This window comes from Methylomicrobium album BG8 (assembly GCF_000214275.2).
Classification (GTDB): Bacteria; Pseudomonadota; Gammaproteobacteria; order Methylococcales; family Methylomonadaceae; genus Methylomicrobium; species Methylomicrobium agile.
In genome coordinates, this window is record NZ_CM001475.1 from 1318626 (window position 1) to 1335742 (window position 17117).

Genomic DNA, 17117 nt, shown 5'->3' on the forward strand with positions numbered 1-17117 from the left:
CGCGCAGCGTACCCTACATGAAGTTTTAGGTGTAATATGGCAGAGAATGTAGAAGAATTGACCATTGCCTATGAAGACGGCGGCGTGGAAACGGTTAAGGAACTGGACAAGAAAGTCCTGAGCAAGGGGGCCTGGGCGACGGTGATGTACCGCTACCAAGAGTGGAATCGCACGAAGGAAGAATACGGCCCGGACAAATATTCGATCCGGCGTTACCAGAAACAGAACGGCGAATACCGCCAGAAGTCCAAATTCAATATCTCCAGCCGGGAACAGGCGCAGAGTATTATCGATACGCTGGAAGGATGGCTGGGCGACGAATAGCTCGCCGTTTGCGCTGAACGGGGTGGGTGCGCCCGCCGCCCCATTTTTTTAAAGCAGAGGAGGTTGGCATGACCCCGGATCAAAAACTCAAATCCCTTGGTATTGCGCTCCGGATCATCGGAACCGTCTTCATTGTCGGCATTTACCCGCTGATGATGTGGATCTGGCCTTCGGGATGGGGCTGGGAGCCCCGGCAGCCGGAATACGAGCAGATGATCATCGGCATTTACGCCACGCTGGGCGTATTCCTGATCCTCGCGGCCAAGAATCCGCTGGCGCATCGGAGCCTGATCGGCTTTACGATCTGCTCGAGTGTTGTGCACGGCGGCATCATGCTGTTTCACGGCATTGCGGACGAAAACGAACGGGCCAATCTGGCCGGAGATGTGCCGGCGCTGTTTCCGGTGGCGGCCGCGCTCCGGTGTCTGCCGCCGCCGGAGCGTCGTGAACCATAGAGGCGCCGTTCAATCAAGCTAAAGAAGTTTTATTTCGGATATCGAGAACCAGGTCTTATGGAAAAACACATCATTACCGATATTTCCCCCGATCGGCAAAAGCGGACGACGAGCTGGCTGAATCTGGAGTCGCTCGCCGACGTGGAAGTCACGTCGGAAAGCAGCGAACATCCGGTGGAGGCGGCATTGTTATCGAACACCGAGCGCGGTTGGCGGGCCGCCAGGCCCGGTGCGCAAACGATCCGGCTGCTTTTTAAACGACCGCAAGACATTCATCGGATTCATCTGATTTTTTTGGAAACTGCGATCAGGCGGACCCAGGAATACCAGCTTCGCTGGTCCGGCGATGACGGCCGGACCTGGAATGAAATCGTGCGCCAGCAATGGAATTTCAGTCCCGACGGAAGCACGCGCGAGACCGAAGATCATACGGTGGCGCTTTCCGGCGTGACCGGGCTCGAACTGAACATTACGCCCGACATTAGCGGGGAACGTGCCTTTGCCTCTCTCGAAAAATTGCGGGTTGCCTGAGATCGGCCCTTCTTTTGCCGTCAGTCGGGTGGATGGTTTATGGGATCGGGTTTGATTAATCCAGCCACCGGATGATGTGATCCTCCAGTCGCCTGACCTGGTTTTCGTTGACCGCATAGCTGCTTATCGAAACGCCGGCGCGCTGTACCGTTTCGCGGCGGCCCGAGACTAAAGGGTGCCATGTAGGCAGGTCTTCGCTTTCGGACAGCAGGCGGTAGGCGCAGGTCGAGGGCAGCCAGTGATACGCTTCTGGATCCAGCTTTCTGACGTCGAGGCAGCGCGGCACCAGCCGCGCGCGTTCCGCATAGCGCGTGCAGCGGCAGGTTTTCAGGTCGAGCAGCCTGCAGGCCGCGCTGGTGAAGTGAATTTCGCCGGTTTTCTCGTCTTCGAGCTTGTTCAAACAGCACTTGCCGCAGTTGTCGCAAAGCGACTCCCATTCGGCGTCGGTCATTTCATGCAGTGTTTTGGTTTGCCAGAAATTCATCGCGGCCGTTTTTTTCGGCGAATCCTTTATTTCAGGAACGAGCAGCAATAGTCGGTCGGTGCCTTGATCTTGACCGTGAATTGCGCATTGCCCGGCACGTTGAACGACTCGCCGCCTTTGACCGTTTGCCAGTGCGCTGCGCCCGGCAGCCAGACGTCCAAGTCGCCGTCGAGGATTTCCATCAGTTCGGGATCGGCGGTGTTGAACGTGTATTCTCCGGGCAGCATGAAGCCGAGGGTTTTGACCGTGCCGTCCGCGAAACGGATCGTGCGGCTGGAAACGTTGCCGCCGAAATAGACGTTGGCTTTTTTGACGACGGTGACATTGCTGAATTCGGACATGGTACCTTGTGTTGTGAGTAAGTTTCAGGGGGCGCCATGATACCAGATTACGGGTGGTTTGGTTCGGTTTGAGTCCGCCGTGCGAGGGGAAAGGACGTAAAAAAATAAAACCTACTTATTTACTACGGAATTAAAAAGGACTAAAATAGTCCTAATTGAAGAGGGTAGATATGCTACGGGTAAGTAAACTGACTGATTACGCCACAGTGATTTTGAGCCATATGGCGAAAGGCGCCTCGGCATTCCACACGGCGATCGAAATAGCCTCGGCGACCGGAATTGCCTTGCCCACGGTCAGTAAAATTCTTAAACTGCTGGTCCATGCGCAGGTACTGACTTCGACGCGCGGCGCGAAAGGCGGTTATGCCCTGGCCAGTACGCCGGACAGGATCACCGTCGCGGCGGTCATTCGTGCGTTGGAAGGCCCGATTGCGCTGACCGAGTGCAGCATTTCGCACCGGGGTTGCAAGCAGGCTTCAGGCTGCGGGATTCGCGGTAATTGGGGTCTGATCAACCAGGCGATCCATGACGCGCTGGAGTCGGTGACGCTGGCGGATATGATCAAACCGGCGATGGTGCCCGAGGAAATCCTGATTCCGGTCGCGAGTTTATCCCGTTAATGCCTGCGTAGGATGGGTAGAGGCGCCAGCCGAAACCCATCGATCGAAACCCATCATGTAGCCCTATCCATTCATTGAGATATTTAGAGAGTTTTTTATGTCAGCAAGCGCTCAAGAAATTCAGAACCTGATCAGCCAGGAATACAAGCAGGGCTTTGTGACGGTCCTGGAAACCGAAACCTTCGCGCCGGGTCTCGACGAGAACGTGATTCATCGCTTGTCCAAAGTCAAAAACGAGCCTGAATTCATGCTGGAATGGCGCCTGAGAGCGTTTCGCCATTGGCGCACGATGAAAACCCCCGAATGGGCGTTCGTGAAGTTCGATCCGATCGACTACCAAGCGATCAGCTACTATTCGGCGCCGAAACGCAAGGAAGACCGCCCGAAAAGCCTGGACGACATCGATCCGGAAGTGCTGGCCGCCTATAAAAAGCTCGGCATTCCGCTCGACGAGCAGGAGCGTCTGGCCGGTGTCGCGGTCGACGCGGTGTTCGACAGCGTTTCGGTTGCGACCACGTTCAAGGAAAAGCTGAAGGATGCCGGCATCGTTTTCTGCCCGATTTCGGAAGCGTTGCGCGAGTATCCCGAGCTGGTCAAACAATACCTCGGCTCGGTCGTGCCGCCTGGCGATAATTTCTTCGCGGCGCTCAATTCGGCGGTGTTCACCGACGGCTCGTTCGTCTATATCCCGAAAGGCGTGCGCTGCCCGATGGAACTATCGACCTATTTCCGGATCAACGCAGCGAACACCGGGCAGTTCGAGCGGACCCTGATTATCGCGGACGAAGGCAGCCATGTGTCTTATCTGGAAGGCTGCACCGCGCCGATGCGCGACGAAAACCAACTGCATGCGGCGGTGGTCGAGCTGGTCGCGCTGAAAGACGCCACGATCAAATATTCGACCGTGCAGAACTGGTATCCGGGCGACAAGGAAGGCAAGGGCGGCATTTACAACTTCGTGACCAAGCGCGCCGATTGCCGCGGCGACAATTCGAAGGTGTCCTGGACCCAGGTCGAAACCGGTTCGGCGATCACCTGGAAATACCCGAGCTGCGTGTTGGCGGGCGACAATTCGATCGGCGAATTTTATTCTGTCGCGCTGACCAACAATTACCAGCAGGCCGACACCGGCACCAAGATGATCCACATCGGCAAGAACACGCGCAGCACGATCGTGTCGAAAGGCATCTCGGCGGGCAAGGCGCAGAATACCTACCGCGGCCTGGTGAAGGTACTGAAGAGCGCCGAGAACGCGCGCAACCACACGCAATGCGATTCGCTCCTGGTCGGCGACCGCTGCGGCGCCCATACCTTTCCTTATATAGAAGTCAGGCAGCCGTCGGCGCAGGTCGAGCACGAAGCGACCACCTCGAAGATCAGCGAAGACCAACTGTTTTTTTGCCAGCAGCGCGGGCTTTCGGCCGAAGATGCGGTGTCGATGATCGTGAATGGTTTTTGCAAGGAAGTCTTCAAGGAATTGCCGATGGAGTTTGCGGTCGAGGCGCAGGCATTGCTGGGGTTGAGTCTGGAAGGTTCGGTCGGCTAGTGGGCAAGCCCCGTAGGCTGGGTTGATAAACCCAGCAATTGTCCGAAAATGCTGGGTTTCGTTCCTCAACCCAGCCTATGAGCTTGCCTTTAATAGCGAAGCATGTGTATCGCATAGAAATTTGTAAGTATCTGGGTACAAAACCCAATTAAATAGCACAGGTAAAACAAAATGCTCAGCATAGAAAATCTCCACGTCAGCGTGGGCGACAAGCCGATTCTGAAAGGCATCAATTTAGAGATCAATGCGGGAGAAATCCATGCGATCATGGGACCGAACGGTTCCGGCAAAAGCACGCTGTCGCATGTGCTGTCGGGCAAGGCCGGTTATACCGTAACCGAAGGTTCGGTGACCTATCGCGGCATGGACCTGATCGAGATGGCGCCGGAAATCCGCGCGCGCGAAGGGGTGTTTCTGGCGTTTCAATACCCGGTCGAAATTCCGGGCGTCAGCAACATTTATTTGCTGAAGGCCGCGCTGAACGCGGTTCGGAAGCACCGCGGCCTGCCTGAAGTCGATGCGATGGATTTTCTGACCCTGGTCAAGAACAAGGTCAAGCTGTTGGAAATGGACGAGAAGTTTTTGTACCGCGCGGTCAACGAAGGCTTTTCCGGCGGCGAGAAGAAACGTAACGAAATCCTGCAGATGGCGATCATGGAGCCGAAGCTGTGCATTCTCGACGAAACCGATTCCGGCCTCGACATCGATGCGTTGAAGATCGTCGCCGACGGCGTGAATTCGCTGCGTTCGCCGGAGCGCGCGTTCGTGATGGTGACCCATTATCAGCGCCTGCTCGACTACATCAAGCCGGACGTGGTGCATGTGTTGGCGCACGGCCGGATCGTGAAGTCCGGCGGCCCCGAACTGGCGCTGGAGTTGGAAGAAAAAGGCTACGGCTGGCTCGAGGCGGCGTGATGAGTGCAGTGACTGCAAGCCGTTATCCGGTGGAATACGAAAGGATCGCGCCTCAATTGCCCGGCGGAAATTTACCCTGGCTGAAGCAGCGGCGCCATGATGCGCTCGCGTTGTTTGCGGCCGGCGGATTTCCATCGCTGCGCGAGGAAGAATGGCGTTACACGAACGTATCGGCAATCGAGAAGAAACTGTTTTCTCCGCTTTTGTCTGCCCCGGCAAGCGCGGTCGATCAGGCATGGATCGACAGTTATCGGTTACAGGACGCCTGGTCGATCGTGCTGTTGAACGGCCGTTTTTCGGCCGAGCTTTCGAGCCTCGCCAGCCTGCCCAATGATGTCTTGGTCCTGAGTATGGCCGATGCTTTAAGGCAATATTCCGAGCGGGTCGAGGAGCATTTCGGCAAGGCGGTTGCGGACAGCGAGCACGGCTTTGTCGCATTCAACACGGCCTGGTTCAGCGACGGCCTGTTCGTGCATATCCCGGCCAAGCAAGTGCTGGCGAAGCCGCTGCAACTGCTGCATGTGGTGACCGAATCCGATGCGTTGGCGACCACCCGCAACCTGATTGTTGTCGATCCGATGGCGCAGGCCGAAGTCGTCGAGACCTATATCGGCGCGGATTGCGCTTACCTCGCAGCGTCCGTCAACGAAGTGTTTGTCGGCGCGAACGCGGAGCTGGCGCTTTATAAGCTGCAGGCCGAGTCGGCCAAGGCCTATCATTTCGGCGGCACTTACGTGGCCCAGGCGCGGGATGCGCGTTTTGCGCACCATCATTACGCGTTCGGCGGGCTCCTGGCAAGGAGCGACATTCATGCCGATCTGGATCTGGCATCGGAGTGTATTTTGAACGGCCTGTATGTCGGCGACAAGCGCCAGCATATCGACAATCACACCCGGATCAACCATTTGAAGCCTCATGCGACCAGCCGCGAATTATACAAAGGCGTTCTCGATGACAGAGCGCGGGGCGTGTTTCAGGGCCGGGTGATTGTCGCGGAGGATGCGCAAAAAACCGATTCGGAAATGAACAACCGCAACCTGTTGCTCTCGAACGACGCGGAAGCGGATACCAAGCCGCAACTGGAAATCTATGCCGACGACGTGAAATGCGGACACGGCGTAACGGTCGGCCAGTTGGACGAAAAGTCGGTGTTTTATTTACAGTCCCGCGGCGTCGACGAAGAAACCGCGCGCAACATGCTGACTTTTGCGTTTGCGAATGAAATGGTCGACAAGATCAAGATCAGGGAACTGCACGATCTGGTGCTGGGCGAACTCTTGCGGCGGTTTCCGCAGCAAGGCGTCGAAAAGGCGTGGCTGTAGGTTGAGTTGCCGGAAAACGGCAACCCAACGTTTAGACTATAAAATATCCGAGAGTTGGATAACAATGCCGGGAAGCTGCGACAAACCGATCGAATCGCCAATGCGCAAGGTGGTTTTTTCCTCATATAACTCGCCGTGCGGGCGCCGGTAAACTTCCAGGCAGTTGTCGTTCAGATTCAGCAGCCAGTACTCGGGAATTCGATGCAGCGCGTATAACCGCTGTTTCTGGTTCTGATCGAAAGCCAGCGAACTGTCGGCGACTTCGATTAGCAGCAAGACATCGTCCGCCTTTGGATGTCGCGAGGAGTAAAAATCCGGATTCGGTCTCAGCAGCATGAAGTCCGGTTCCGGTTCGGAGAGGTCGCCGAGCTGGAGGGGATTTTGAATATTGACGAGGGCTCGATCGCCCAGTAATTTCGAGAAAAAATGATTGAGCCGCATCACATGGCCCGCGTGATTAAAGCCGATAGGCGCCATTTCCAATATTTCTCCTTCGATCAGTTCGAGACGGCTGTCCGGGGGGAAAATAGCCGCCTCGCCGAGTCGACGCCATTCGTCGAGATTGGTCAGATGTTTTCTGGGAGATACGGTAGCCATCAGACAGAATCGTAGTTGAACCTTACAGCCAATATAATAGCTCTCGGTTTAAGTTGCAATCACCGAATTTGAAACAGAACTTTTAACGTAATGACACATTTTCCCGTAGAAAAAATCCGTGCCGATTTTCCGATCCTGGCCCAAAAGATCCGCGGCAAAGACCTGGTTTACCTGGACAATGCCGCCAGTTGCCAGAAGCCGAACGCAGTGATCGACGCGATCAGCGATCTGTACCGGAACGATTATGCGAACATCCACCGCGGCGTGCACACGCTCAGCGTGCGTTCGACCGACAAGTTCGAAAGCGCGCGCGGCAAGATCAGGGACTTCATCAACGCGGCCAGCGAAAAGGAAATCATTTTCGTCAGGGGCGCGACCGAGGCGATCAATCTGGTCGCGCAAAGCTACGGACGGACCCATATCCGGGCCGGCGACGAAATCCTGATCACCGCGATGGAGCATCACTCGAATATCGTGCCCTGGCAGCTCTTATGCGAGCAGACCGGCGCAGTATTGAAAGTCGCGCCGATCAACCGCAAGGGCGAGCTGATCTATGAAGCGTTCGAAGCGTTATTAAGCGACAAGACTCGCCTGGTAGCGGTCGCGCACATGTCCAATGCGCTGGGCACGATCAATCCGGTCGAAAAAATCATTGCGGCCGCGCATGCGCAAAAGGTCCCGGTACTGCTCGACGGCGCCCAGGCGGCGCCGCATATGAAAATCGATGTGCAGGCGCTCGATTGCGATTTTTATGCGTTTTCGGGACATAAGCTGTACGGTCCCTCCGGCATCGGCGTACTTTACGGCAGGCAGGTGCTGCTCGAAGCGATGCCGCCGTATCAGGGCGGCGGCGACATGATCCGCAAGGTGACTTTCGAAAAATCGGACTATAATAAGCTCCCCTACAAGTTCGAAGCCGGCACGCCGAGCATCGCCGATGTAGTCGGCCTGGGCGCCGCGATCGATTATCTGAATGCGGTCGGGATGGACCAAGTGGCCGCTTACGAGGCCGAATTGCTCGGCTATGCGACGGAGCAGGCCCGGAACATCGACGGTCTCACCATCGTCGGCGAAGCGGCCCGGAAAGGCGCGATCCTGTCGTTCGTACTGGAGAACGTGCACCCGCATGATATCGGCACGATGCTGGACAGTCTGGGCATCGCGATCCGGGCCGGCCACCACTGCGCGATGCCGGTGATGGATTTTTTCGAGGTGCCGGCGACCGCGCGCGCGTCTTTCGCGATGTATAACACCCGCGCGGAAATCGACGCGCTGATGCAAGGGATAGAATCGTTAATCAAGGTATTTGGCTGATGTTTGATGAATTACGCGACCTCTACCAGGAGGTCATTTTCGATCACAACCGCAACCCGCGCAATTTCCGGGTGATGGCAGACGCGAACCGGCAGGTGGAAGGCTTCAATCCCTTGTGCGGCGACCGCCTGACGCTGTACCTGAAAATGGACGGCGACGTGATCAAGGATGCCAGCTTTCAGGGTTCCGGGTGCGCGATTTCGACCGCCTCGGTATCGCTGATGACCGAAATCGTCAAGGGCATGACCGAACAGCAAGCCGAAGCCCTGTTCAAAAAATTCCACGAAATGACGACTGGCAAGGATGAGAACCTGCAGCTCGAAGCGCTCGGCAAGCTGGCCGTGCTGGCCGGCGTCAGGGAATATCCGGCGCGCGTGAAGTGCGCGACCCTGGCCTGGCATACGCTCGATGCGGCGCTGAAGAATCAGCATACGCCGGTTTCGACGGAGTGACGTTTTTTTCGAATCGCATTCGTATCGGGCATCCCGGTTCGATGGGCCGATGAGCGGGCCGGCTTCCGTATATTCCGGCAAACTCGCCGTGCTGTATGAAGGGCAGGGCGATGTGTCCTCTTTCCGGCAGTTGGCGGAACGTCTGGGCGTTCCGCTGCGCAATGCCGGGACTGCCGATTTCGGTGCGCAGGAAGCGTTTTTTCTGAGCTGGCGCGACGGCAGCCTGAAGCTGCTGGACCGCGAGCTGCCGAAAGCCGGCGGCCTTACGGTCGAAGTCGAACCGCGCGCCGGCGAGCAGCGTTCCTGGCCTGCTCCGAAGCAAGGTCCATTGGCGCAGGCGCTGGGCCGCAAGACCCGAACGGTCGTCGATGCGACGACCGGCTGGGGCCAGGATGCGTTGCATATTTTCCGGATGGGATACGAGCTGACCTGCCTGGAACGCTCGCCGGTGATGGCCGAACTGCTGGCCGACGGTTTCCGCCGGCTGGCGGAGCTGGAGTGGATGCAAAGACTGGCACCGGTGTCGCCCCGATTGATTCAGGGCGATGCGATTGCGGTCCTGGCGAATCTCGACAGCAGGCCGGACTGTGTCTATCTCGATCCGATGTTCCCGCCCAAACGCAAAAAATCCGCGCTTGCGAAAAAGTCGATGGTGGTGCTGCGCGCCCTCTCGGGCGATGATCAAGATAAGGAACAATTATTCGAAGCGGCGTTTAAAGCCGCCGGCAGGCGGATCGTCGTCAAGAGCCCCGATTACGCCGAACCGCTCGGCGGCAAGCCGAACGAGAGTTTTCAGGGAAAATTGTTGCGTTACGACGTTTATTTGAAAAGCTAGAAAAACAGGTACTGCTGATGACGGAATGGGTTGATGTTTGCGGTCAGAATGCCCTGGCTGACGGCGAAAATGTAGTTGTCGAGGTCGACGGCACCGATGTCGCGGTGTTCCGGATCGAGGGGTGCTATTACGCGATCGAAGACGCCTGCACGCACGACGGGGCGGAAATCGCCAGCGGCGAACTGGACGGCGACCAGATCATTTGTCCCCGCCACGGCGCGAGATTTTGCGTGAAGACCGGCGCGGTGCTGTCTCCGCCGGCTTACGAGGATATTCATGCCTTCCCGTTACGGATCGAGAACGGGAAAGTTCAGGTCCGGGACGACCGTTGGGATTGATCTTCAGGATTGGGTCAAAAATAAATTCCGCTGATTATTCCCACGCAGAGCGCTCGTCGTTATACACATCGTATCCGGCCATTCGATATTCCATCAAATACAACAATTTGTAGGGTACGCTGTGCGTACCTTCTCAAAGCCCAAAAGGTACGCACAGCGTACCCTACATGGGGAAGCCATTGTTGACGGAATCCTTATCGTGGATCAGGCAGAAGTCCAAAGCTCGCATTGGATTGCTCCTCACTTGTGTATAAAGACGAGCACAGAGTGAGGGAACGATAAAAATTTTTCTTATTAAAATTAATTAAAGGAAAGCCTATGCTAAACGAAAAGCATCATTTGTCGATCGAATTCCCCGAATTCCGCGAGCAGATCCATCTCCTGAAGACGACTGATCCGGAGTTTGAAAAACTCCATCGGGAATACGACGAGCTTAACGACGAAATCCGCCGTACCGAGCTCGAAATCGAGGCGCATTCGGACGAGTTTCTGGAGAATCTGAAAAAGCGCCGCGTGCAGATGAAAGATACGCTGTACGGCATGTTGCAAAAGGCCGCCGAAAAATCGGTAGAGAGCTGAGAAGGCTTTGATTAGCGATAAGCCGGCTACATCGGCAGACAAAAAAGGGTACATAAGTCGTACCCTTTTTTATGCTTTGAAAAGGATAGTTCCTGTTCGGCGGCAAACAGAGTCAGCGGGAGCGTGAGGAATACCTGCTGGCCGGCGCTTTCTTGGTGGCGTAAACGGCCAGCAATAGCCAGGCTAGCAAAAAACTGACGCCGCCGAACGGGGTAACCATTCCGAGTTCCTTCAAACCCATGATCGCGAGCAGGTACAGGCTGCCCGAGAACAGCACGATGCCGGTCAGCATCAGCCAGCCGGCCCAGTTCAAGAGTTTGGATTCGGGCTCGTTCCGGCGGATCAGGGCGATTCCGATCAACCCCAGCGCATGCCACATCTGGTAGCTGACGCCGGTCTGGTAGACCGTCAGCATTTCCGGGCTGATCATATTTTTCAGGCCGTGCGCGCCGAACGCGCCCATGCCTACGCCGACCAAGGCGCCGAGCGCGCCAAAAAATAAAAAACTCGATTGCATGTCAGATTTCCACAAGTCTTGGCATCAGTTGAACGAGGTTGCAGGGTTGGGTGCGGAAGTCGAGCTGATCTTTGATCAGATGATCCCAGGCGGTGCGGCAGGCCCCGGACGAACCGGGCAGGCAAAAGAGATACGTGCCGTTCGCGACGCCGGCGAGCGCGCGCGACTGGATCGTCGAGGTCTTGATGTCCTGGTAGGACAGCATCCGGAAGGTTTCGCCGAAGCCGTCGAGCACTTTGTCGAGCAGCGGCCTGACCGCTTCGGGCGTGCCGTCGCGGCCGGTTACCCCGGTGCCGCCGGTGGCGAGGACCACATTCACCTGCTCATCGGCAATCCATTGCGAGACGATTGCTCGTATCCGGTAGATGTCGTCGGGCACGATTTTTTTTTCGATGATGTGATGGCCGGCGGCCACCGCGCGTTCGGCCAGCGTTTTGCCGGAAATGTCGTCGGCTTCGGTACGCGTATCGGAGACGACCAATACCGCGATATTTAAAGGGATGAAAGTGTTCGTCATCGGTAGAGCGTTGATGGGTTGGTATGCGGGTTATCGAAACCCGCATAGGGTAACCAGCATTTGCGTTTACCGCAAGACGACGAAGAAGCCTTCCTGGCCGCGCTGAATATTGATCATCAACGGCGACTCCGGATCGGCGGCCTGTTTCAGCTCGTCCAGGCTGTGCACGCGGTAACGGTTGGCGGTCACGATCACGTCGCCGGGCCTGAGGCCGACACGCCAAGCGTAGGAAGCGGTATTGATCTTCTCGATCAGAATGCCTTCGACCTGGTCCTTCGAGGTGGCACCCAGAATCGTGCCTTTCAGGGTCGGATGCAGTTTCTCGCCGTTCAAATGCGGGCGTTCGGGCTTGCCGATGGTGGCAGTGGCCTGTTTTTTTTCGTTGCCGCGGTAGAACTCGATGTTCACCTCGTCGCCGATCTGCATCAGACCGATGATGTTGCGGATTTCATGACTGTTTCGGATCGGCTTGCCGTTGGCCGCAACGATCACGTCGCCCGGTTCCAGGCCGGCTTTGGCGGCGGCCGAATTGCTTTCGATCCGGCTGATCACCGCCCCTTGGTGATTGGTCAGATTGAAGGCCTTGACCAGGTCGGGCGTCAGGTCCTGCGTCGTGACGCCGAGCAGTCCGCGGCGCACTTCGCCGTGTTTGACCAGGGAATCCATGAGGCTCGCGACCATGTTCGACGGAATCGCGAAGCCGATCCCGACATTGCCGCCGCTCGGCGCCAGGATCGCGGTATTCATCCCGATAAATTCGCCGTTCAGGTTGACGAGTGCGCCACCCGAGTTGCCGGGGTTGATCGAGGCGTCGGTCTGAATGAAGTCTTCATAGCCTTCGATGCCCAGTCCCGAGCGCCCCAGCGCGCTGATGATTCCCGAGGTGACCGTCTGGCCGAGGCCGAACGGGTTGCCGATCGCGACCACGAAATCGCCGACTCTCAGCTGGCTCGAATCGGCCATCGGCAATTCGGTCAGATTGTCGCCCTGAATCTGGACGACCGCCACATCGGCTTCCGGATCGGCGCCGACCAGGCGGGCGTCGAGCTGGCGGCCGTCGCTCAGGGTGACCATGATCTTGTCCGCTTTGTCGATCACATGGTTATTGGTCAGCACGTAGCCTTTGTCGCTGTCGATAATGACGCCGGAACCGAGGCTGTTTTTTTGCTGCTGGCGCGGCGATTGGTTGGGCAGATTGAAAAAATGCCGGAAAAAAGGGTCTTGCAGCAAAGGGTTTTCCGCGACCTCGATATGGGTGGTGGTCGAAATATTGACCACGGCAGGCATGCTTTTTTCCAGCATCGGCGCCAGCGAAGGCACGCTCTGACCGCCCAGGAAAGCCGGTAGTCCGGCTGTCGCGGGAGTGCTGATTCCAAGGCTGGCCGTTAAAAGAAGCGGTATCGCGTACTGTTTTGCAAATTTTTTTCTCATACGGATTCTCAAGCGGGTTAAACGTGGCAATAGACAATATAAGATCGAAAACGTTTAAAACAAGGCCGAAATAGGGAGTCTTTCGCATAATAAAAGCTTTATTGTTTCGGTGCGGCGTGCTATTTTTCCGGTATTCCGGCAGGATTTAAACGGGCGGCCTGATTCGAGTCCTGCGCGAATGTTGTTAATCGCGTTTAATGGGCCTATGGCGGTAGATGTAAATTCAGAGGATGCTTTGCGCATTCGAAAACTGGTTCCTTTGGCGACCTTGCCGGGGCCGTTGTTCAATGACTTGTGCAATGAAATCACGGTAGAAGAAATCAGGGATGCTTTGCTGTTTAAAAAAGGCGATACCGAAAACGATTTATTCTACCTGCTTGAAGGCGAAGTGGTGCTGCAGGCGGAAGGTTTGGTCATCGAAGTGGTTTCGTCCGCACACGAGTCCGCCAAGTTTGCCCTGGCGCATCAATTGCCGAGAAAGATCGATGCGTTCGCCAAGGGCGTCGTCCGGTTCGTCAGGGTGGATGCGGAAAAGGCCAACAATCCTCCGGCGCTGGAATATAAGGAAGAGAGCGAAATGGTGGTGGTTGAAGAGGAAATTGACGAAAACTCCGATGACTGGATGACGATACTGCTGAAATTACCGATTTTTCAGCGGTTGCCTCCGGCTAATCTGCAGAAAATCCTGCTTGCCTTGGAAGAGGTGGCGGTGGTCAAGGGAGAGGTGATTATCGAACAGGGTGCCGAGGGGGATTACTTTTATTTTTTGAAAAGCGGCCAATGCGAGATTTCGCGGAAGCCGACGCCGATCTCGAAATCCATTCGGCTTGCCGTGCTCGAAAAGGGCGAGATTTTCGGCGAGGATGCATTGATTAGCGGTGCGCCGCGGACGGTTTCGGTGACTGCCTTGACCGATGTGACCGTATTGCGTCTGGACAAGAACCGGTTCGTCGCCCTGATCAAAAAGCCTTCTTTGGTTTTCGTCGGCTACGAGGAAATGGCGGCGCTGCGGGATGAGGGCGGTGCCGTGCTGGATCTTCGGCCGTTGGATGAATTCGAGCGGGGTCATATCGAAGGCAGCGTCAATGTGCAGTTTTTTTCCTTAAGGATGCAGCTTAAAAGTTTGAATCGGGACAAACCGGTAATCGTGGTGTGCCGTAACGGGCGCATCAGCGAGGCGGGGGCTTTTTTTCTGCTGAAGCACCGGTTCAAGGCATTCATCCTGAAAGGAGGGATGGAATCCGTAGCCGAAGCGTCTAAGGAAGACTCAGCCGAGAGCCGGAACGAGACGAAGGCCGATGCGCCGCCTCAAGTAGAGGAAGGCACTCCGATGCCGGAGGAACGGGATGCCGGTCCTGATGAGCAGCTTCTAAAGCTCAAAAAGGAAAATGAAATGTTGCGCCGTACGGTCAAGCAGCTGAACGACAGATGCAGCGAACTGGATGAGGAAAAGAAACGGATCGAAGATCGTTTCACGACGCTGTCCAGGCATTTCGAGCAATTAAAACACATGCTCCGGAAACTCAAAAACGACGCCTAAGAACCGCCCGGACGAAATCGGGGGCAACAAGCTCCCGGCCAAGCCCGGGAGCGGAATCGGAAAGCGGCTTATTTGATTTTCGCTTCTTTGTAGATCACGTGCTTGCGGACCACCGGATCGAATTTTTTGATTTCCATCTTTTCGGGCATCGTTCTCTTGTTTTTGGTCGTGGTATAGAAATGACCGGTGCCTTCGGTAGAAACCAATTTGATTTTATCGCGCATTTTTCTCTCTCCTTACACTTTCTCGCCGCGGCCGCGCAGGTCGGCCAATACCGCGTCGATGCCTTTTTTATCGATGATCCGCATGCCTTTGGCCGAAATTCTCAGGCGAACCCAGCGGTTTTCGCTTTCCACCCAGAATCTGTGATGCTGCAGATTAGGCAAAAAACGGCGGTTGGTTTTGTTGTTTGCGTGGGAAACGTTGTTTCCGGTAACCGGGTGTTTGCCGGTTACTTGACAGACTCTGGACATGATTACCCTCAATATGCCTTGGTTCAAAGTTAATCTAACTTTATACCAAAATTTCTTTTCAAGGTAAATAACTCCCGATAAAATAAACCGGATGTTTCAAGCCAACGAACAAGGAAAACGATGTCTATCAAGCTCGGCATGGTGATGGATTCCATCCAGAAGATCAATATCAAAAAAGACACCAGCTTTGCGATGCTGCTCGAAGCGCAGGCCAGGGGCTGGGAGCTTCACTACATGGAATTGAACGATCTTTACCTGCGCAACGGCCGGGCTTATGCGCGAACCCGTACGCTGACCGTGCAGCGGGATCCGCAGCGGTGGTTCGAATTCCATCTCGAACGGGATATACCGCTGGACCAGCTCGACGTGATCCTGATGCGCAAGGACCCGCCATTCGACCAGGAGTACATCTATGCCACCTACCTGCTGGAACGTGCGGAAAATTTGGGGGTCTATGTCGTGAACAAACCGCAATCGCTACGTGATGCGAACGAGAAGTTGTTCACGGCCTGGTTTCCGCAATGCTGCGCCGAAACCTTGGTGGCGAGAGAGCCCGAACGGATTCGCCATTTTCTGTACGAGCAGGAGGAAATTATTCTGAAACCGCTGGACGGCATGGGCGGCACTTCCATATTTCGCTTGCGCCGGGGCGACCCCAACCTGAGCGTGATACTGGAAATGATGACGCGATATAATACCCGCTATGTGATGGCGCAAAAATACCTACCCGAAATCGTCGACGGCGACAAGCGCATTTTACTGGTCAACGGCGAAGCGGTGCCGTATGCGCTGGCGCGGATTCCGGCGCCCGGCGAAACGCGCGGCAATCTTGCGGCCGGCGGCCGCGCCGAGGGCCGGCCATTGACCGAACGCGATAGGTGGATCGCCGGACAGGTGGGTCCGACTTTGCGGGAGAAAGGCCTGGTTTTCGCCGGCATCGACGTGATCGGCGACACCCTGACCGAAATCAACGTGACCAGCCCGACCTGCGTGCAGGAGCTGGACCGCGAATTCGGGCTGAATATCGCCGGCATGCTGATGGACCATATCGAGAATGCAATCGCCTGAAATGACGAGCCGCACCTTGTTCGCGCCCACGGTATCATCGGGTAACGATACGATTCTGGTTTTTTTGTTCGTCGCGGCGGCCCTGCATATCCTGCTTATTTTGGGGGTTGATTTTTCGGCTCCGAAACCCGAAGAATTCAAACGTTCGATCGAGATTACGCTGGTCGATACGCCGGCCAGGAAAGCGCCCAAACAGGCGAAAATGTTGGCGCAGGAAAATCAGGTCGGGGCCGGGCAACAGGACATCAAACCGAAGCCGCAAGCCCGGAAAATCGCGAATGAGGGCAATACCCCCCAAAGCAAGCATCTGGCAAGGGCCGAGCCGGAACCGCAGCAGAGTCATCCCAGGCCCAAGGTCCAGAAAAAAGTTTTGACCCAGCAGAAGGCCGAGAAAAAAGCCGCCGAGGCGGACGTGCAACCGGCGCCCGAGAAACGGCCTGCCGTCGAGCAGCGCCGTCATCCGATTCTGACGGCGGAGGCGCTGCAGGAACAGATCACTCAACTGGGCACCGAAATCCGCGACAGCCAGCTGAGCGGCGAGCAAAGCAAGATCAAGTTCGTCAGCATGGTCAGTGCGCATAAATATCTGGCGGCGCAGTACCTGAAAGACTGGGAAGACAAGGTCGAAAGGATGGGAAACCGCAATTATCCCGAAGTCGCTTCGAAACGGAATTTTTCGGCTACTTTGACAATGGATGTAGGCATCAATGCCGACGGCAGCATCTACAGCATCCGGATCAACAAATCCTCGGGGATTCCGGAGCTGGACGAAGCGGCCAAGAATATCGTTCGGATGAGCGCCCCTTTCGCCCCTTTGCCCCAAGATTTGTTGAAGGAGTTGAGTGTGCTGGTGATTACCCGGGTATGGAAATTCTCCGATGAGTCGGGCATTACGACGCGTTGAACAGGTGCGGTTTG

Annotated in this window: 23 protein-coding genes; 15 read left to right on the top strand and 8 right to left on the bottom strand. The window is 56.1% G+C overall.

Going from position 1 to position 17117, the window contains the following annotated elements:
* Positions 1-36 precede the first annotated feature (36 nt).
* The 3 genes from METAL_RS05780 to METAL_RS05790 all read left to right on the top strand — a co-directional run bounded on the left by METAL_RS05780 (position 37) and on the right by METAL_RS05790 (position 1310).
* Positions 37-324 (top strand): hypothetical protein, encoded by a 288-nt coding sequence (locus METAL_RS05780; protein ID WP_005370500.1) that lies wholly within the window; start codon positions 37-39, stop codon positions 322-324.
* A gap of 68 nt (positions 325-392) precedes the next feature.
* Complete coding sequence (locus METAL_RS05785; protein ID WP_005370502.1) at positions 393-779, top strand: DUF6632 domain-containing protein; 387 nt, start codon at positions 393-395, stop codon at positions 777-779.
* A gap of 57 nt (positions 780-836) precedes the next feature.
* Complete coding sequence (locus METAL_RS05790; protein ID WP_005370504.1) at positions 837-1310, top strand: discoidin domain-containing protein; 474 nt, start codon at positions 837-839, stop codon at positions 1308-1310.
* 55 nt (positions 1311-1365) lie between these two features.
* On the opposite strand, the gene METAL_RS05795 is transcribed toward METAL_RS05790, so the two are convergent.
* Both METAL_RS05795 and ppnP read right to left on the bottom strand, forming a co-directional pair.
* Positions 1366-1794 carry a YcgN family cysteine cluster protein gene (locus tag METAL_RS05795; protein WP_005370506.1) on the bottom strand — a complete coding sequence of 143 codons (429 nt, stop codon included), beginning with the start codon at positions 1792-1794 and terminating at the stop codon, positions 1366-1368.
* Between the two features lie 26 nt (positions 1795-1820).
* A complete protein-coding gene (gene ppnP / locus METAL_RS05800) occupies positions 1821-2135 on the bottom strand; it encodes a pyrimidine/purine nucleoside phosphorylase (RefSeq protein ID WP_005370508.1) in 315 nt (104 codons plus the stop codon).
* Between the two features lie 170 nt (positions 2136-2305).
* Between ppnP and METAL_RS05805 the strand changes: the two genes are divergently transcribed.
* The 4 genes from METAL_RS05805 to sufD all read left to right on the top strand — a co-directional run bounded on the left by METAL_RS05805 (position 2306) and on the right by sufD (position 6538).
* Positions 2306-2755, top strand: coding sequence for an SUF system Fe-S cluster assembly regulator (locus tag METAL_RS05805; RefSeq protein WP_005370510.1), 450 nt, complete (start codon positions 2306-2308; stop codon positions 2753-2755).
* Between the two features lie 97 nt (positions 2756-2852).
* Positions 2853-4301, top strand: coding sequence for a Fe-S cluster assembly protein SufB (gene sufB, locus METAL_RS05810; RefSeq protein ID WP_005370512.1), 1449 nt, complete (start codon positions 2853-2855; stop codon positions 4299-4301).
* 171 nt (positions 4302-4472) lie between these two features.
* The gene (gene sufC, locus METAL_RS05815; RefSeq protein WP_005370514.1) at positions 4473-5216 is read left to right on the top strand and encodes a Fe-S cluster assembly ATPase SufC; all 744 of its coding nucleotides are present in this window, start codon (positions 4473-4475) and stop codon (positions 5214-5216) included.
* Entirely contained in the window at positions 5216-6538 is a 1323-nt protein-coding gene (gene sufD / locus METAL_RS05820) for a Fe-S cluster assembly protein SufD (RefSeq protein ID WP_005370516.1), read from the top strand. The genes sufC and sufD overlap by 1 nt, the downstream gene beginning before the upstream one ends.
* A gap of 36 nt (positions 6539-6574) precedes the next feature.
* On the opposite strand, the gene METAL_RS05825 is transcribed toward sufD, so the two are convergent.
* Positions 6575-7135, bottom strand: coding sequence for a Uma2 family endonuclease (locus tag METAL_RS05825; RefSeq protein ID WP_005370518.1), 561 nt, complete (start codon positions 7133-7135; stop codon positions 6575-6577).
* 90 nt (positions 7136-7225) lie between these two features.
* Here METAL_RS05825 and METAL_RS05830 point away from each other — a divergent pair, with 90 nt between their 5' ends.
* From METAL_RS05830 to METAL_RS05850, 5 genes are all read left to right on the top strand, one after another.
* The gene (locus METAL_RS05830) at positions 7226-8449 is read left to right on the top strand and encodes a cysteine desulfurase (protein ID WP_005370520.1); all 1224 of its coding nucleotides are present in this window, start codon (positions 7226-7228) and stop codon (positions 8447-8449) included.
* Positions 8449-8901 (top strand): Fe-S cluster assembly sulfur transfer protein SufU, encoded by a 453-nt coding sequence (gene sufU / locus METAL_RS05835; RefSeq protein WP_005370528.1) that lies wholly within the window; start codon positions 8449-8451, stop codon positions 8899-8901. The genes METAL_RS05830 and sufU overlap by 1 nt, the downstream gene beginning before the upstream one ends.
* A 49-nt stretch (positions 8902-8950) precedes the next feature.
* On the top strand, positions 8951-9736 hold the full coding sequence (locus tag METAL_RS05840; RefSeq protein WP_005370529.1) for a class I SAM-dependent methyltransferase: 786 nt from the start codon (positions 8951-8953) through the stop codon (positions 9734-9736).
* A 17-nt stretch (positions 9737-9753) separates the two neighbouring features.
* Entirely contained in the window at positions 9754-10074 is a 321-nt protein-coding gene (locus METAL_RS05845; protein ID WP_005370530.1) for a non-heme iron oxygenase ferredoxin subunit, read from the top strand.
* A 318-nt stretch (positions 10075-10392) separates the two neighbouring features.
* Positions 10393-10653 (top strand): HP1242/YdcH family protein, encoded by a 261-nt coding sequence (locus tag METAL_RS05850; RefSeq protein ID WP_005370531.1) that lies wholly within the window; start codon positions 10393-10395, stop codon positions 10651-10653.
* Between the two features lie 112 nt (positions 10654-10765).
* Here the strand turns inward: METAL_RS05850 and METAL_RS05855 are convergent, their stop codons facing one another.
* The 3 genes from METAL_RS05855 to METAL_RS05865 form a co-directional block, all read right to left on the bottom strand.
* Positions 10766-11170, bottom strand: coding sequence for a DUF423 domain-containing protein (locus METAL_RS05855; RefSeq protein ID WP_005370532.1), 405 nt, complete (start codon positions 11168-11170; stop codon positions 10766-10768).
* A 1-nt stretch (position 11171) separates the two neighbouring features.
* A complete protein-coding gene (moaB, locus tag METAL_RS05860; protein ID WP_005370533.1) occupies positions 11172-11687 on the bottom strand; it encodes a molybdenum cofactor biosynthesis protein B in 516 nt (171 codons plus the stop codon).
* Between the two features lie 66 nt (positions 11688-11753).
* Positions 11754-13118, bottom strand: a complete 1365-nt coding sequence (locus METAL_RS05865; RefSeq protein ID WP_005370534.1) for a DegQ family serine endoprotease — start codon at positions 13116-13118, stop codon at positions 11754-11756.
* Positions 13119-13353: 235 nt separating this feature from the next.
* Between METAL_RS05865 and METAL_RS05870 the strand changes: the two genes are divergently transcribed.
* Positions 13354-14658, top strand: coding sequence for a cyclic nucleotide-binding domain-containing protein (locus tag METAL_RS05870; RefSeq protein ID WP_245549474.1), 1305 nt, complete (start codon positions 13354-13356; stop codon positions 14656-14658).
* Between the two features lie 68 nt (positions 14659-14726).
* Here METAL_RS05870 and rpmG read toward each other — a convergent pair whose 3' ends face one another.
* Both rpmG and rpmB read right to left on the bottom strand, forming a co-directional pair.
* Positions 14727-14882, bottom strand: coding sequence for a 50S ribosomal protein L33 (gene rpmG / locus METAL_RS05875; RefSeq protein ID WP_005370539.1), 156 nt, complete (start codon positions 14880-14882; stop codon positions 14727-14729).
* 12 nt (positions 14883-14894) lie between these two features.
* Complete coding sequence (gene rpmB, locus METAL_RS05880; protein ID WP_005370541.1) at positions 14895-15131, bottom strand: 50S ribosomal protein L28; 237 nt, start codon at positions 15129-15131, stop codon at positions 14895-14897.
* Positions 15132-15251: 120 nt separating this feature from the next.
* Between rpmB and gshB the strand changes: the two genes are divergently transcribed.
* Positions 15252-16199, top strand: coding sequence for a glutathione synthase (gene gshB / locus METAL_RS05885; RefSeq protein WP_005370543.1), 948 nt, complete (start codon positions 15252-15254; stop codon positions 16197-16199).
* A complete protein-coding gene (locus METAL_RS05890; RefSeq protein WP_005370545.1) occupies positions 16186-17103 on the top strand; it encodes a TonB family protein in 918 nt (305 codons plus the stop codon). The genes gshB and METAL_RS05890 overlap by 14 nt, the downstream gene beginning before the upstream one ends.
* Positions 17104-17117: the final 14 nt, after the last annotated feature.

Bases quoted from the DNA above. Each gene is read 5' to 3' on its own strand.
- METAL_RS05780 (WP_005370500.1), top strand. From the start codon at position 37: ATGGCAGAGAATGTAGAAGAATTGACCATTGCCTATGAAGACGGCGGC.
- METAL_RS05795 (WP_005370506.1), bottom strand. From the start codon at position 1,794: ATGAATTTCTGGCAAACCAAAACACTGCATGAAATGACCGACGCCGAA.
- sufC (WP_005370514.1), top strand. From the start codon at position 4,473: ATGCTCAGCATAGAAAATCTCCACGTCAGCGTGGGCGACAAGCCGATT.
- sufU (WP_005370528.1), top strand. From the start codon at position 8,449: ATGTTTGATGAATTACGCGACCTCTACCAGGAGGTCATTTTCGATCAC.
- rpmB (WP_005370541.1), bottom strand. From the start codon at position 15,131: ATGTCCAGAGTCTGTCAAGTAACCGGCAAACACCCGGTTACCGGAAAC.
- METAL_RS05840 (WP_005370529.1), top strand. From the start codon at position 8,951: ATGAGCGGGCCGGCTTCCGTATATTCCGGCAAACTCGCCGTGCTGTAT.
- moaB (WP_005370533.1), bottom strand. From the start codon at position 11,687: ATGACGAACACTTTCATCCCTTTAAATATCGCGGTATTGGTCGTCTCC.
- METAL_RS05850 (WP_005370531.1), top strand. From the start codon at position 10,393: ATGCTAAACGAAAAGCATCATTTGTCGATCGAATTCCCCGAATTCCGC.
- METAL_RS05865 (WP_005370534.1), bottom strand. From the start codon at position 13,118: ATGAGAAAAAAATTTGCAAAACAGTACGCGATACCGCTTCTTTTAACG.
- rpmG (WP_005370539.1), bottom strand. From the start codon at position 14,882: ATGCGCGATAAAATCAAATTGGTTTCTACCGAAGGCACCGGTCATTTC.
- METAL_RS05855 (WP_005370532.1), bottom strand. From the start codon at position 11,170: ATGCAATCGAGTTTTTTATTTTTTGGCGCGCTCGGCGCCTTGGTCGGC.
- ppnP (WP_005370508.1), bottom strand. From the start codon at position 2,135: ATGTCCGAATTCAGCAATGTCACCGTCGTCAAAAAAGCCAACGTCTAT.
- METAL_RS05785 (WP_005370502.1), top strand. From the start codon at position 393: ATGACCCCGGATCAAAAACTCAAATCCCTTGGTATTGCGCTCCGGATC.
- sufB (WP_005370512.1), top strand. From the start codon at position 2,853: ATGTCAGCAAGCGCTCAAGAAATTCAGAACCTGATCAGCCAGGAATAC.
- METAL_RS05830 (WP_005370520.1), top strand. From the start codon at position 7,226: ATGACACATTTTCCCGTAGAAAAAATCCGTGCCGATTTTCCGATCCTG.
- METAL_RS05825 (WP_005370518.1), bottom strand. From the start codon at position 7,135: ATGGCTACCGTATCTCCCAGAAAACATCTGACCAATCTCGACGAATGG.
- METAL_RS05890 (WP_005370545.1), top strand. From the start codon at position 16,186: ATGCAATCGCCTGAAATGACGAGCCGCACCTTGTTCGCGCCCACGGTA.
- METAL_RS05790 (WP_005370504.1), top strand. From the start codon at position 837: ATGGAAAAACACATCATTACCGATATTTCCCCCGATCGGCAAAAGCGG.
- METAL_RS05845 (WP_005370530.1), top strand. From the start codon at position 9,754: ATGACGGAATGGGTTGATGTTTGCGGTCAGAATGCCCTGGCTGACGGC.
- sufD (WP_005370516.1), top strand. From the start codon at position 5,216: ATGAGTGCAGTGACTGCAAGCCGTTATCCGGTGGAATACGAAAGGATC.
- METAL_RS05805 (WP_005370510.1), top strand. From the start codon at position 2,306: ATGCTACGGGTAAGTAAACTGACTGATTACGCCACAGTGATTTTGAGC.
- gshB (WP_005370543.1), top strand. From the start codon at position 15,252: ATGTCTATCAAGCTCGGCATGGTGATGGATTCCATCCAGAAGATCAAT.